Origin of the sequence: Glutamicibacter sp. ZJUTW, assembly GCF_008370855.1 — a bacterium.
GTDB lineage: Bacteria > Actinomycetota > Actinomycetes > Actinomycetales > Micrococcaceae > Glutamicibacter > Glutamicibacter nicotianae.
On the sequence record NZ_CP043624.1, the window covers coordinates 860,415 to 873,953 of the forward strand.

12 protein-coding genes, 1 tRNA gene and 1 pseudogene are annotated in these 13,539 nt (G+C 59.7%); 10 read left to right on the forward strand and 4 right to left on the reverse strand.

Annotation, left to right across the window (positions count from 1 at the left end; translation table 11 throughout):
* Positions 1-28: 28 nt before the first annotated feature.
* Entirely contained in the window at positions 29-946 is a 918-nt protein-coding gene (locus F0M17_RS04085; protein WP_083586672.1) for a Shedu anti-phage system protein SduA domain-containing protein, read from the reverse strand.
* 279 nt (positions 947-1,225) lie between these two features.
* A complete protein-coding gene (locus tag F0M17_RS04090; protein ID WP_149596476.1) occupies positions 1,226-3,016 on the reverse strand; it encodes an ABC-F family ATP-binding cassette domain-containing protein in 1,791 nt (596 codons plus the stop codon).
* 172 nt (positions 3,017-3,188) lie between these two features.
* Here F0M17_RS04090 and F0M17_RS04095 point away from each other — a divergent pair.
* The 10 genes and pseudogenes from F0M17_RS04095 to sufU all read left to right on the forward strand — a co-directional run bounded on the left by F0M17_RS04095 (position 3,189) and on the right by sufU (position 11,247).
* A tRNA-Gln gene (locus F0M17_RS04095) sits at positions 3,189-3,263 on the forward strand.
* 132 nt (positions 3,264-3,395) lie between these two features.
* A complete protein-coding gene (glmU, locus tag F0M17_RS04100) occupies positions 3,396-4,847 on the forward strand; it encodes a bifunctional UDP-N-acetylglucosamine diphosphorylase/glucosamine-1-phosphate N-acetyltransferase GlmU (protein WP_369826769.1) in 1,452 nt (483 codons plus the stop codon).
* 72 nt (positions 4,848-4,919) lie between these two features.
* On the forward strand, positions 4,920-5,900 hold the full coding sequence (locus F0M17_RS04105; RefSeq protein WP_149596477.1) for a ribose-phosphate diphosphokinase: 981 nt from the start codon (positions 4,920-4,922) through the stop codon (positions 5,898-5,900).
* 343 nt (positions 5,901-6,243) lie between these two features.
* Positions 6,244-6,789: a GNAT family N-acetyltransferase gene (locus F0M17_RS04110; RefSeq protein ID WP_149596478.1), complete on the forward strand. Its 546-nt coding sequence runs from the start codon at positions 6,244-6,246 to the stop codon at positions 6,787-6,789.
* A 77-nt stretch (positions 6,790-6,866) separates the two neighbouring features.
* Positions 6,867-7,388, forward strand: coding sequence for a GrpB family protein (locus F0M17_RS04115; protein WP_105553846.1), 522 nt, complete (start codon positions 6,867-6,869; stop codon positions 7,386-7,388).
* Between the two features lie 248 nt (positions 7,389-7,636).
* Positions 7,637-8,137 (forward strand): hypothetical protein, encoded by a 501-nt coding sequence (locus tag F0M17_RS04120; protein ID WP_038989856.1) that lies wholly within the window; start codon positions 7,637-7,639, stop codon positions 8,135-8,137.
* 214 nt (positions 8,138-8,351) lie between these two features.
* Positions 8,352-8,624 (forward strand): annotated as a pseudogene (locus F0M17_RS04125) (50S ribosomal protein L25); the annotation flags it as partial.
* Between the two features lie 42 nt (positions 8,625-8,666).
* Positions 8,667-9,248, forward strand: a complete 582-nt coding sequence (gene pth / locus F0M17_RS04130; protein WP_149596480.1) for an aminoacyl-tRNA hydrolase — start codon at positions 8,667-8,669, stop codon at positions 9,246-9,248.
* 253 nt (positions 9,249-9,501) lie between these two features.
* Complete coding sequence (locus F0M17_RS04135; protein WP_149596481.1) at positions 9,502-10,794, forward strand: SufS family cysteine desulfurase; 1,293 nt, start codon at positions 9,502-9,504, stop codon at positions 10,792-10,794.
* Entirely contained in the window at positions 10,795-11,247 is a 453-nt protein-coding gene (gene sufU / locus F0M17_RS04140) for a Fe-S cluster assembly sulfur transfer protein SufU (RefSeq protein ID WP_149596482.1), read from the forward strand.
* A gap of 80 nt (positions 11,248-11,327) precedes the next feature.
* Here sufU and nhaA read toward each other — a convergent pair whose 3' ends face one another.
* Positions 11,328-12,677, reverse strand: coding sequence for a Na+/H+ antiporter NhaA (nhaA, locus tag F0M17_RS04145; protein ID WP_168201946.1), 1,350 nt, complete (start codon positions 12,675-12,677; stop codon positions 11,328-11,330).
* 161 nt (positions 12,678-12,838) lie between these two features.
* The gene (locus F0M17_RS04150; RefSeq protein WP_149596483.1) at positions 12,839-13,339 is read right to left on the reverse strand and encodes a DUF2505 domain-containing protein; all 501 of its coding nucleotides are present in this window, start codon (positions 13,337-13,339) and stop codon (positions 12,839-12,841) included.
* Between the last annotated feature and the right edge of the window lie 200 nt (positions 13,340-13,539).

Below are 13,539 nucleotides of genomic sequence, written 5' to 3' on the forward strand. Positions count from 1 at the left end.
TGGCGACAGGACATTAGGGTAGCGACGTCTATTCTAGCCCGGACGAGCGAAGGTAAGTCTTATTGGGATCCTGCTGATCCTCCACCTGCTGCCAGTATTTCCAACGCGTAGACAAGTAGGCCTTGCGTTCGGGAGTCATCATGACTGATCGCTCCAGAGCGGCTGCTGGGTTTCCAAGTATTCTGGCGTCGATGCCTGTCATGGAGTTGGTCTGGTAAACGGGGGAAAACGCGAAAGGTACAGGCCCGTTGGCGGTCATGGAAACAGTAATGGAGTTCCGGTGATCATACCGGGGGATCACAGAGTCAAAGGACATGAACGTCTCGTCGGAATTGCGCTTTGACTCGCGTTTATGGCGCAGACCGTCTGGGTTTGAATGACCACCGGCCCAAGTGAACTCAACGTCTCGACCATAGATCAAAACGAACTGTGGTTTCAGGGGGCGATTCAGATGAAGATCCTCAAACATGTATTTCTGACGAAATATCGAAGGGTTCGAGTCTTGTGCGAACCAGGACCGCCATTCATCGAGCTGGTCCTTCGCCTGGGAGAACTTTGCGGTGGGGCTGCCATTCTTGTTGAACCACGGCTTAGAAGGTTTCTCGATCTCGATCAGGATCGGGGTGATTAGTCCTGAAGATTTCGTGACCCACATGAAGTCGGGAACGAATGTACTGCCGGCACCCGACAGCGTCGGCTGGCGGAAAACTGCAGACATTTGGGACCCGTGGTGTCCTCCCGGCCCGATGTCACCGCTACCGCCAGGAATCATCGCCGGATGGAGCTCCATGAACGCCTGGACTTCGTGTTCTTCAGGATTAGTACTCAGTAATTTGAACCACTCCGCCCTTATTTGGTCGGAATACTGTCCCCATTCCAAAGGCCGAGGCCGATTGGGGTCATTGTCAGGCTTAGGTGCCTCGGGGAAGGGGCTGGTGTGGGTCATGAACCGATTTTAGGTGATGGTGCAGCTTTCAGAAGTCGTCTGCACGGACGATTAACGTCAAATTCATTGGCGTCCATAGAGGGTTCGCAAAATGTCCCGTAAGACGGTCGTTCACCGGTTCAGGTGCAGAGGACTTTGGAAAATTTCGAAAACTGCTTGTATCCGCAAATGCTAGATTCCCGTATACACCGCCCGAGAAAATGCCCGGTGAAGGTGCCTTATACGGACGCCAAAAACGATCGTTTCCGGGCCCTCCAGTTCAGTCGCAGCGCGTAGGCGCTATCCGAGCAGCTCGGAGAGTTCCAGCCAGCGCTCTTCCAGCTTATCGATCTGCGACTGGTAGTCGTTGATCTCGGCAGTGAACTTGGCCAGGCCCGCGTAGTCGCTCTGGTCATGATCGGCCATCTTGGCATGGACCTTGGCGATCTTTTCCTCCAGCTGGCCTACCTTGCGTTCATTGGCGTTCAATTCCTTCTGCGCGGCACGCAGTTCGGCCCCCGACGGGCCGGCAGGCTTCTCGCCAGACTGGGCAGAAGCCTGGGTGGGATTCGATCCGCCAGCCGATCCCTGGGCGGCCCGCAGCTTCAGGTACTCGTCCACACCGCCAGGCACGTGGCGGAAGGTGCCATCGAGGATGGCGTACTGCTGGTCGGTGACGCGTTCGAGCAGGTAGCGGTCGTGGGAGACCACGATCAGCGTGCCCGGCCAGGAGTCCAGCAGGTCTTCCAGCGCGGCCAGCATGTCTGTATCGACGTCGTTGGTCGGCTCATCGAGGATCATCACGTTTGGTTCGCCCATGAGGATCATCAGCAGCTGCAGGCGGCGGCGCTGGCCGCCGGAGAGCTCGCGGACCTTGGTGGACAGGTGCGCGGAGGAGAAGCCCAGGCGCTCCAGCAGCTGCGCCGGGGTCAGGTCCTTGCCGTCCACATTGAAGGTGGTCTTGAAGCGTCCGAGCACCTCGCGGACCAGGTCCTCGCCGATCTGCTCCAGCTCGCGGAACTGCTGGTCAAGCACCGCCAGCTTGACGGTCTGGCCGCGCTTGATCTTGCCGCCGGTGGGCGCCACGGTGCCGGCGATCAGGCCCAGCAGGGTGGACTTGCCGGCGCCATTGGCCCCGAGCAGGCCGGTGCGCTCGCCCGGGCCAATGCGCCAGGTGAAGGGCTTGAGCACCTGCTTTTCCCCGAAAGAGACCTCGGTGTCCAGCAGGTCGATGACGTCCTTGCCCAGCCGGCTGGTGGCCATCTGCTTGAGTTCCAGCGGGTTACGTACAGGAGGCACGTCGGCGATCAGCTGGTTGGCCGCCTCGATGCGGAACTTCGGCTTGGAGGTGCGGGCCGGGGCGCCGCGGCGCAGCCAGGCCAGCTCCTTCTTCATCATGTTCTGCCGCTTGGATTCGGTGACCGCGGCGATGCGGTCGCGTTCCACGCGCTGCAGCACGTAGGCGGCATAGCCGCCCTCGAACGGCTCGACTAGGCGGTCGTGCACTTCCCAGGTGGTGGTGCAGACCGCGTCGAGGAACCAGCGGTCGTGGGTCACGACCATCAGGCCGCCGGAGTTCTTGGACCAGCGGTTGTTGATGTGCTCGGCGAGCCAGGAGATGCCCTCGACGTCCAAATGGTTGGTCGGCTCGTCCAGGATGATGACATCCCAATCCTGCACCAGCAGCGCGGCAAGGGCCACGCGGCGGCGCTGGCCGCCGGAAAGGGTGCCGACCTTCGCCTCCCAGTCCAGGTCTGCGACCAGCCCGGAGATGATGTCGCGGATCCGGGCCTGGCCGGCCCATTCGTGGTCGTCCATTTCGCCGACCACGCTGAAGTGCACGGTTGCTTCGGGATCCAGGGTGTCGGACTGGTCCAGCACGCCCACGCGCAGTCCGTTGCGCTTGGTCACCCGCCCGGAGTTGGGCTCGATCCTGTTGGAGAGCATGCCGAGCAGCGAGGACTTGCCTTCACCGTTGCGACCCACCAGGCCGATGCGGTCGCCGTCGGAGATGCCGATGGTGACCGAGTCGAAAACGACATGGGTGGGATATTCCAGATGCAGGGCTTCGCCCCCGAGTAAATGAGCCACGATTCCCATTTTACGTTCCGGAGGCAAATCGAGGTCATTGCAGGCTGGCCCGGGCTGTTTAAAGCAGAGGACAAAAGTGAGTTTAGCTACGGTGTTTTGCGATTTCGCACAACGGGCCGATCATGGCAGAATAATTAGCGTGCTTGTCGGGCATGCCCTGCGCAAGCGATTTTCCGCCCTGGTGTAATGGCAACACGCCAGCCTTTGGAGCTGTGCATTCTAGGTTCGAATCCTAGGGGCGGAACCATTGATAAGGCGCCACGGATGTGGCGCCGTTATTTTTTAATCAATTCAGCACATCCCGTCGCTCGCGATAGACTTGCTCTGAGGTTTTACTTCTCTGCCCAAAACCTTGAAACCAATTTGCAGGAGAATGCACTTGAGTGATCAGGTCAATGCACCAGTAGCTGTCATCGTCCTCGCCGCCGGCGCCGGTACTCGCATGAAATCGGCGAAGCCGAAGATCATGCATGAAATTGCAGGTCGGTCCATGATTGGCCACGCACTGCACGCGGCTTCGGCGTTGCAGCCGCAGAATCTGGTCGCAGTTGTCCGCCACCAGCGCGATCTGGTCGCAGAGCACATCCTGACGCAGTTCCCTTCCATCACCATTGCCGACCAGGATGAGATCCCGGGCACCGGCCGCGCCGTGCAGCAGGGTTTGGAAGTTGTCGACCCGTCGCTTGAGGGCACCGTAGTGGTGACCTACGGCGATGTGCCGTTGCTCACCAGCGAGGTGCTCCAGGAACTGGTGGCCACCCATGAGTCGAACGGCAACTCGGTGACCGTGCTGACCACCGAATTGGATGACCCTTCCGGCTACGGCCGCATCCTGCGCGACGCCAACGGGGACGTCTCCGGCATCCGCGAACAGAAGGACGCCTCGCCGGAGGAATTGGCAGTCAAGGAAATCAACTCGGGCATCTACGCATTCGATGCCCAGATGCTGCGTTCGGCACTGACCGAGGTCACCACCGACAACGCACAGGGCGAGATGTACCTGACCGACGTGCTCGCCATCGCCCGTGAACGAGGCGGCCGCGTCGCTTCCTCGCAGATCGCCGACCGCTGGCAGATCGAGGGCGCCAACGACCGTGTGCAGGTGTCCAACCTGGCCCGCATCTACAACCAGCGCAAGACCGAATTCTGGATGCGCCAGGGCGTGACCATCGTCGATCCTGCGACCACTTGGATCGACGCCGACGTCATGATCGGCCAGGACGCCACGATCAAGCCGGGAACCCAGCTGCATGGCGAGACTGTCATCGGCGCCAACGCCACCGTTGGCCCGGACACCACCTTGACCAACGTGGTGGTTGGCCAGCGCGCTACCGTCAAGCGCACTGACGCCACCGACTCGCGCATCGCTGACGGCGCTTCGGTTGGCCCGTTCGCCTACCTGCGCCCGGGCACCGACCTCGGTGCAGATGGCAAGATCGGCGCTTTCTACGAAACCAAGAATGTCACGATTGGCCGTGGCTCCAAGCTCTCGCACCTCGGCTACGCCGGAGATGCTGAAATCGGTGAATTCACCAACATCGGCTGCGGCAATATCACCGCAAACTACGATGGCGAGAAGAAGCACCGCACCAAGATCGGTTCGCATGTGCGCACCAGCTCCAACACCGTATTCGTCGCCCCGGTGGAAATCGGCGACGGCGCATACACCGGAGCCGGAGCCATCGTCCGCAAGAACGTCCCGGCCGGTGCCTTGGCACTGTCTGTGGCACCGCAGCGCAACTCCGAGGGATGGACGCTGGAAAAGCGCCCAGGCACCCCTTCGGCTGACGCAGCATTCAAGTCCTCGCTGAACTCCTCGGCTTCCGAGTAATCCAGCTACGGACTACATTTCCTCGACAACAACCTCATACGTGATAGCGAAGCGAGCGAGAAAGCAAACCCCATGAGTGAAATCCGCCATAACGTCGACAAAGAGCTGGTGCTGGCCACCGGTCGCGCGCACCCGGAACTTGCCGCAGAAGTAGCCAAGGAACTCGACACCGAACTGCTGCCTTTGAACGCCTACGACTTCGCCAACGGCGAGATCTACGTGCGTTCGGACGAGTCGGTGCGCGGCAAGGACGTGTTCCTGCTGCAGTCCTACCCAGCACCGTTGAACAACTGGCTGATGGAACAGCTGATCATGATCGACTCGATGAAGCGTGCTTCGGCTCGCCGCATCACCGTCGTGGCGCCGTTCTACCCGTACGCCCGCCAGGACAAGAAGGGCCGCGGCCGCGAGCCGATCTCGGCCCGCCTGGTTGCCGACCTGTTCAAGACCGCCGGCGCCGACCGCGTGATCTCCTGCGACCTGCACACCGCGCAGATCCAGGGCTTCTTCGACGGTCCGGTGGACCACCTGTTCGGCTTCCCGCTGCTGGCCGACTACATCAAGTCCAAGGTGGATGTCAGCGAAGTGACCGTGGTGTCCCCGGATACCGGACGCGTGCGCGTGGCCGAGCAGTGGGCTGACCGCCTGGGCGGCGCTCCGCTGGCCTTCGTGCACAAGTCCCGCGATCTGACCGTGCCGAACCAGGCCGAGTCCAAGACCGTGGTGGGCCAGGTCGAGGGCCGCACCGCGATCCTGATCGACGACATGATCGACACCGGTGGAACCATCGCCGGCGCCGTGCGCGTGCTGAAGGAAGCCGGTGCCAAGGATGTCATCATCGCCGCGACCCACGCCGTATTCTCGGATCCGGCCGCGCAGCGCCTGGCCGAGTGCGGTGCCCGCGAGGTCGTGGTCACCAACACCCTGCCGATCCCTGAAGAGAAGCGCTTCGAGAACCTGACCGTGCTCTCGATCGCACCGACGATCGCCCGCGCGATCTCCGAGGTGTTCCACGACGGTTCGGTTACGAACCTGTTTGACGGCCGCGCCTAGCAGCCCTCGTTTCGCACCGCCTCTGGCCGGCACCCGCATGGGCGCCGGCCAGAGGCGTTTAAACCAGCATCCAAGGAGCCTTTTAGAGAGAACGCTCTGCGGGGCAGTCGATCAGCTTTTGAGAATTGCATGGTCGACATGACTCAAAACGTATTGCTGTGCAACTAGTTAGCCACGACTTCCTCGAAGCTTCAACCTAAAAACTTTTCAACTTCGATGACATGCTGCCGGCTACCGCCAGTTCGATGAAAATTTATCCGTGTCCCGCAAGATGGTCCGTAGGGGGAACCCTGACTGGGACAGATCCGCATACAGTGTCCTGAGCCTCCGATAGAGTTGCGGAATGCAAACAGAAACGAAACGACTGTACCTCGCGCGCCCCACTTCTGAAGACACCCAGGATGTGCATCAAATCTTCAGTGACCCACGGGTGTGGACCCATGCACCGTCCAAACGTCACTCATCTATCCACGAAACCGAAGCGATGCTCAATTCTTGGAATGAGTCGTGGGAAAGAGATTCGCTGGGTCCATGGATAGTCCGTGAGCCGAACGAAAACCAAGTTATTGGTTACGGTGGCTGCTCACTCAAACGAGATACCTTCTGGAATCTTGGTTACCGGTTCGCAGTAGAAGCGCAGGGCCGAGGGTATGCAACAGAGGTTGCATTAGAAGCATCGCGCCAGGCGTTGTTAAGTCGACCTGATCTGCCGATCATTGCATTCCTACTTGAGCACAATGCGGCGTCCGCTCGCATCGCTGAAAAGGTCGGACTTGAAGTGGCTTATCGGGGTTCAGACATCGGAAATGTAGATGGCGAAGCTATCCGACTCATTTACGCTGACCGCAAGCTAAATACAGCTCAGCTAGAAAAGATCCTTCAGCACTAGCTTCAACGGTGCTGCTAGTGCAGATGACTGTTCCTTTTGCCGAACCTTGAGCGGGAAATTTGGGTGAGAATTGGATCATGACAAATGAGTGGTTTGATAAGCCTGGTGGGGAGCCAGTGGAACTAAAGGAAGCTGATCCACTGTGGCCATTGGTAGCGGCTGAATGGTCTAACCGAATCCAATCGGCCATCGTTCCCACGGTTGCGCGAATAGAACATGTAGGGTCAACATCGATCCCTGGCCTGATCGCCAAGCCCGTACTTGACCTACAAGTATCTGTGCCAGATATAAACGATGAATCGGCCTATCGTCCTGGACTTGAATCGTTAGGTCTCGTGCTTCGGCAACGCGAACCCGACCACCGATTCTTTCGCCCACCAGCCGGTGAACCTCGCGTCGTGCACATACACGTCTGCGAAGAAGGATCAGCTTGGGAACACGACGTGTTGCGTTTCCGCGAAAAGCTTCGAGCCGATCCGAATCTTGCCGCCGAATACGCCACGCTTAAGTCCGGTCTCGCTGACCGCTACAGCACTGACCGGCTCTCCTACAACAACGGAAAAGCTCAATTTATCTCGCGCGTCATTGCGGGTGAGTAGTTTCTGCGAAGATTTTGGCTCTAGATAAGTGTCCGCGCAGGTCATTTGATCTGTACGTTCAATATGTCCCGTAAGACGGTCCTTATGCGGGACCTCTGTCTCTGTGACTCATTCATTTTTTGAAACTCTGAGGTTTCAAGTATTTGAAATTCCCGTATACCCCGCCCGATAAAATGCCCGGTGAGGGTGCCTTATGCGGACACCGAAAACGACCATTTATGATGGACCAAGGACCAGAAGATGACAGCATGGAATTTGGAATACGCCAGGTTGCTGTCGGCGGGCTGGAACGCGCTGAGCTGATGCAACACTTGGCCCAATCCGGAGTGCAGCTCAATGGCTTTGCCAAACAGCTGCTGGAGCACCAAATCTTCGATGAGCTGGTGCCAGCCCATAATCTAACCCTGACCAGCCGCAACCTGCAGCAACTGGGTCTGGACGCCGGAGCTACATTGCCGCAGATTTTTGAGCGTGCGGTCAGTGTCGGATTGAAGTTGTGCCCTGCTTATGCCGGGCCATATCTGCGCCTGGATTTCTTGGATCAAGCCGCTTCCGACGATTCGGTGCTCAGTGCTGGGAAGAAGCCGGCCGGATCGTTGACCATCGCTTCTGCTTCAGTGGGAGGCGAGGATTTTCCTCGTGGGTTCTATCTGCGGGTTGTGGACGAGGTGGCGTGGTTGCGCGGTTATCGCTGCGATGACACCAACGGCTTTGCGTTAGCCGATACCTTTGTTTTCCGGTGCCGTTGAATTGTAATCAGGGTTTAGTGGCGTTCGCTACAGGGTTTCTCGTTGGGGATTTCAGCTGGTAGAATTGTGGACTGTGCCCAGGCGAGGGAAACACCAGCAATGGTGGGACCGTTATCGACAAGGCCGGAAAAGCTCTTTCATCTCTAGATGTTGGTTGCTTCCCGAGTCCACGCAAGGGCCTGAACGAAGCAACCATTTCCTAAGGAGAATCATCATGGCATCTGTCAACCTTGACGCCGTTGTACGCACCGATTTCGGCAAGGGCGCTGCCCGCCAGGCTCGCCGCGACGGCCAAATCCCAGCTGTAGTCTACGGCGCAGGCTCCGAGCCGCAGCACGTCCTGCTGCCAGGCCGCGAAACCACCCTGGCCGTTCGCGACCGCGGTGTTGAGCTGGTTCTGAACATCGAAGGCAAGACCGTCAAGACCACCATCAAGGACATCCAGATCCACGCGCTGAACCGCACCGTTGATCACCTGGACCTGATCATCGCTGCCTAATTCCAGCGACCTAGGTTTCAGCTGAGCATCATGAGTGATGGAACTTGGCTCGTAGCCGGACTCGGGAACCCCGGGTCCGGCTACGCTGGCAATAGGCACAATATCGGGCAGATGGTGCTCGACGAGCTGGCCAATCGCGTCGGCTCGAAATTCAAGACCCACTCTTCGCGCTCCCAAGTGGTCGAGGGGCGCATGGGGGTTGGCGGTCCGCGCATCGTGCTGGCCAAGCCCATGGTGTACATGAACCTTTCGGGCGGGCCGGTAGCCAATGCCGCGAAGTTCTTCGGAATCGGAGTGGACCGCTTGATCGTCGTGCATGACGAGATCGATATTCCGTTCGACACCATCAAGCTCAAGCGCGGTGGCGGCGAAGGCGGGCATAACGGATTGCGCGATATCTCAAAGGCCATGGGCTCCAAGGATTATCTGCGCGTGCGCGCAGGCGTTGGACGTCCTCCGGGCCGCATGGATACCGCCAAATGGGTTTTGCAAGACTTCTCAAAGACCGAGAAGGCGGATCTTCCGTTCCTGGTCGACAATTGCGCTGACGCAGTGGAATTGCTGATGACCTCGGGCTTGGAAGCCGCCCAGGCAAAATTCCATATCAGCTGATCGCTGCCCCTGGCGGGAGCGGTGAAGCGGGGGACCGCTGCGGACTGGACCAGTTCGCAGCGGTCCTCCTCTCGTTAAAAATTGGGAATGCCATGTAGCGAGGCGTTCCTTACTAAGGCCTGACTTAGATGTGCTTCGAGGCCCAGAATGGAATAATTACCCAATGTACCCCTTGCCTAATAGGTCGCCGATTACTTGATTCCGCGTTCTGCCAGGCATCCAAGACAATTATTCGGAGGACCACGTGCACACGATGACCGGTCAGCCAGAAGCACTTGAAGCGTTGACAGCTGGAGAAGTTGAGCGCATCAAGGCCGACTTTGAAATTCTGGAGCACCAAGTCAACGGCGTTGACGTGGTGTACCTGGACTCCGGCGCCACCAGCCAGAAGCCGCGCTGCGTCTACGAAGCCGAGCAGCACTACTACGAGAACGCCAATGCCGCGGTGCACCGCGGTGCGCATTCCCTGGCAGTTGAAGCGACCGAAATCTATGAGCAGGCACGCGAGACGGTGGCCAAGTTCATCGGTGCACGCACCAACGAACTGGTCTGGACCGCGAACGCCACCGAAGCGCTGAACCTGATCAGCTACTCGATGTCCAATGCCTCCCTGGGCCGCGGGGGAGAAGCTGCAGCCCGCTTCCGTCTGGGTCCGGGCGATGAAATCCTCACCACCGAACTGGAACACCACGCGAACCTGATCCCATGGCAGGAACTGGCCTTCCGAACCGGTGCCACCTTGCGCTACGTGCCGATCACCGAAGACGGAGCGCTGCGCTACGACCTGCTCGATGAACTGGTCACCGAACGCACCAAGCTGGTGGCCTTCACCCACGTGTCCAACGTGCTGGGAACCATCACCGATACCCAGAAATTCGTTGATGCCGCCCGCAATGTCGGCGCCTTGACGGTGTTGGACGGATGCCAGTCCGTGCCCCATCTGCCGGTCGACGTGAAGGCCCTGGACGTGGACTTCATGGCCTTCTCAGGCCACAAGATGCTCGGCCCAACCGGCATTGGCGCACTCTACGGACGCGAAGAACTGCTCAACGCCATGCCACCATTCCTGACCGGTGGATCCATGATCACCGTGGTGGACATGGAGCATGCGGAGTACATGCCATCGCCGCAGCGCTTCGAAGCCGGTACCCAGCGCATTGCCCAGACCCACGGTCTGGCCACGGCCGTTGCCTACCTGGATGAAATCGGCATGGGCCGGATTGCCGCCTGGGAAGAGCACCTCGGCGCGATGCTCTACGAGGGCATCTCGAAGATCGAGGGCGTGCGCGTCTTCGGCCCGGCCGATGCCAAGCGCATCGGTACAGTCCCGTTTGAAGTGATCGGCGTGCACCCGCACGACGTCGGCCAGTACCTGGATTCGCGCGGCATCGCGGTGCGCGTGGGCCACCACTGCGCGCAGCCGCTGCACCGCGCCCTGGGCGTGAATTCCACGACCCGCGCCAGCACCTACCTGTACAACACGGAAGCAGACATCAAGGCCCTGCTTGAGGCCTTGGGCTCCGTGCGCGAATACTTTGGAGTCTAAATGAACGAATTGGATCAGCTCTACCAGCAGGTCATCCTGGACCACTCGAAACGCCGGATCGGTTCGCCGCTGGTAGAGCACACCGAAGGGCTAGTGCACGGTGAATCGCATCAGCACAACCCGATCTGCGGCGACCAGATCCGGGTCCGCGTCGAGCTCGATGACCAGGACCATTTCACCTCGATGAGCTGGGAAGGAGATGGCTGCTCCATCTCCATGGCCTCGGCATCGGTGCTGGCCGAGATGCTGCCGGAACTGACCAAGGAAGAATTCCTTGGAAAGCGGGACTATTTCCGCGAGATGATGCGCTCCAAGGGAAACTTCGAGCCTGATGAGGACGTGCTGGAAGACGCCGCCGCCTTTGTCGGCGTCTCCAAGTTCCCCGCACGCGTCAAGTGCGCCATGCTCGCCTGGGTGGCCGCCGAGGTCGCCATGCATGAAGCGCGCAAGTAGCAACACAACCAAATAGATAGGGCGCCGGCTTTCACATCTGAAAGCCGGCGCCCGAGCTGTATCCTCAGCAGTTCAAAAAACTAGTTCGCTTCGTCGCCCTGCTGGTATACGTCGGGGATGCCATCCTTGTCGTCGTCACGGGTCTCCTGCTCGTGCAGGGCCTTGTAGCGGCGGTTGCGCGGAATCAGCCACAGGGCGCCGAGGATCGCGGCAAGGAACGATCCGGCGAGGATCGCTACCTTTGCGTGCTCATAGTGCGCGGACTCCAGCCCGAAGGACAATTCGGAAACCAGCAGGGAAACGGTGAAGCCGATGCCTGCCAGCAGTGTGACGCCGAAGAGATCGCCCCAGCGCGCGTCCTTGTCCAGCGAGGCCTTGGTGAATTTGGTCAGCACCCAGGTCGAGCCCATGATGCCGATCGGCTTGCCGAGCACCAGACCCAGCACGATGCCCCAGAACACCGGATCAGTGAGCAGGCCACCGCTGCCCTTATCAGGGGAAATTACAGTCACGCCTGCGGCGAAGAAGGCGAAGATCGGGATGCAGAAGCCGGAGGACAGCGGGCGGAACCGGTGTTCGAATCGTTCGGCCAGGCCGATGCCTTCGCGGCCATCGGTGCGCTTGACCGGGACGCAGAAGCCCAGGATCACACCGGCGATCGTGGCATGGATGCCAGAACCGAAGACGAAGATCCAGGTGATGATGCCCAAAGGCAGCAAGATGACCCACGCGGCCCACGCCCGCTTGGCGAAGAATTTGCCAAGGGTACGGGCAAGCACCGTGAACAGGATGATGGGGATCAGCGACAGGCCCAGGTAGGACAAGTTCAGATCGTCGGTGAACACGACGGCGATGATGACAATGGCGATCAGGTCATCGACGACAGCCAGGGTCAGCAGGAAGATGCGCAGCGCAGCAGGAAGCGCCGAGCCGATCACCGCGAGGACCGCCACGGCGAAGGCAATGTCGGTTGCCGTCGGGATGGCCCAGCCGCGCAGCAGCTCGCCGCCACCGGACATGGACGCGATGGCGACAAAGATCAACGCCGGCACCAGCACGCCGCCGAAAGCGGCGGCGACCGGAACTGCTGCAGTTTTCACATTGTGCAGATCGCCAATGACGAATTCTTTTTTCAGCTCCAAGCCGGTCAGGAAGAAGAACACCGCCAGCAGCGCATCGGCGGCCCAGTGGCCGATGGACAGATTCAGGTCCACGCCGAACAGGGTTGGACCGAAGTGGAAATCGCGCAGTGCGAAATAGGAGTCGCGCAGCGGGGTGTTGGCCCAGACCAGGGCCAGCAGGGCGCCGGCGATGAGAACCATGCCGCCGACGGTTTCCTTGCGCAGGATGTCGCCGATACGGACCGATTCGTTATAGCTGGGGCGCGAAAACAGGTTCTTGCCGGAACCCGAAGACGGAGTTTGGCTCATGCGTTTAACTCGCTTACTTCGTTAATGAATATTTCTCGCCGACCAGACTTCCCGGCACACCTGCCATCAACACTAGCGCGAACAGTGCTCCAGAGCACAAATCCCCGGACGTATTGCGAGAAATCGCACGTCCGGGGATTAAGCTGTTGCGTAACTATTCGCTAGGCCTGCTTCGAGAGCCAGGCATCGACCTGGGCTGCCTGCAAATTCAGTGCCTTGCCAAGGTATGGCTCCGCAGCCGAAGCCAGCTTGCCGCCGATGAACGGAATCGAGGAAGAAACCTTGGCATCGATGGAGAATTCGGAGGTTTCGCCCTCCGCCGTGAGCTGCTCGGTGCCGCTAACGTTCACCGGAACGCCGGCAACAGAGATCTTCACGGTGGCCGAGCGGTTGCCGGCAGCATCAGGGGCGGTCCACTGGTCCACCTGGGTGATCTCGATGGTTGCGCCAACGAACTTGCGGGCGATATCCGGGACGCGATCGGTGGGGACCGAACGAACGGTGGTCACGGTGAAGGCGCCGGCGGTGTCACCGTTCACGGAGAAGTCGGTCAGGGAACCGTTTGCCACCTTGGTCAGGTGCTCGGCAAAGCCGCGATCGCTGAGTGTTGCGATGACCTGGTCTGCAGGGTGGGCGATCTGAGTGCTTGCGTTCAATGCCATGAAAGCTAATCCCAATCTGGAAATCTAAGTGGCCGGGCAGCAAAAGTGCAGGCCCGGCGACGGACAGTATTAACCCTATCCGCAAAGGCGCATTGGGTAGGCTAGGACTGCACCCAAAACAACATATTGACGTTTCGGCCGTGGATAATCATCGACGGCCGGCGCTCGTGGTGTCATATCGGCGCACCGCCGCACGAAAG

Excerpts from the sequence above, each read along its gene's own strand:
- F0M17_RS04115 (WP_105553846.1), top strand. The coding sequence starts at position 6,867 with ATGACAAATGAGTGGTTTGATAAGCCTGGTGGGGAGCCAGTGGAACTA.
- sufU (WP_149596482.1), top strand. The coding sequence starts at position 10,795 with ATGAACGAATTGGATCAGCTCTACCAGCAGGTCATCCTGGACCACTCG.
- pth (WP_149596480.1), top strand. The coding sequence starts at position 8,667 with ATGAGTGATGGAACTTGGCTCGTAGCCGGACTCGGGAACCCCGGGTCC.
- F0M17_RS04120 (WP_038989856.1), top strand. The coding sequence starts at position 7,637 with ATGGAATTTGGAATACGCCAGGTTGCTGTCGGCGGGCTGGAACGCGCT.
- F0M17_RS04105 (WP_149596477.1), top strand. The coding sequence starts at position 4,920 with ATGAGTGAAATCCGCCATAACGTCGACAAAGAGCTGGTGCTGGCCACC.
- nhaA (WP_168201946.1), bottom strand. The coding sequence starts at position 12,677 with ATGAGCCAAACTCCGTCTTCGGGTTCCGGCAAGAACCTGTTTTCGCGC.
- F0M17_RS04150 (WP_149596483.1), bottom strand. The coding sequence starts at position 13,339 with ATGGCATTGAACGCAAGCACTCAGATCGCCCACCCTGCAGACCAGGTC.
- F0M17_RS04135 (WP_149596481.1), top strand. The coding sequence starts at position 9,502 with ATGACCGGTCAGCCAGAAGCACTTGAAGCGTTGACAGCTGGAGAAGTT.
- F0M17_RS04085 (WP_083586672.1), bottom strand. The coding sequence starts at position 946 with ATGACCCACACCAGCCCCTTCCCCGAGGCACCTAAGCCTGACAATGAC.
- F0M17_RS04110 (WP_149596478.1), top strand. The coding sequence starts at position 6,244 with ATGCAAACAGAAACGAAACGACTGTACCTCGCGCGCCCCACTTCTGAA.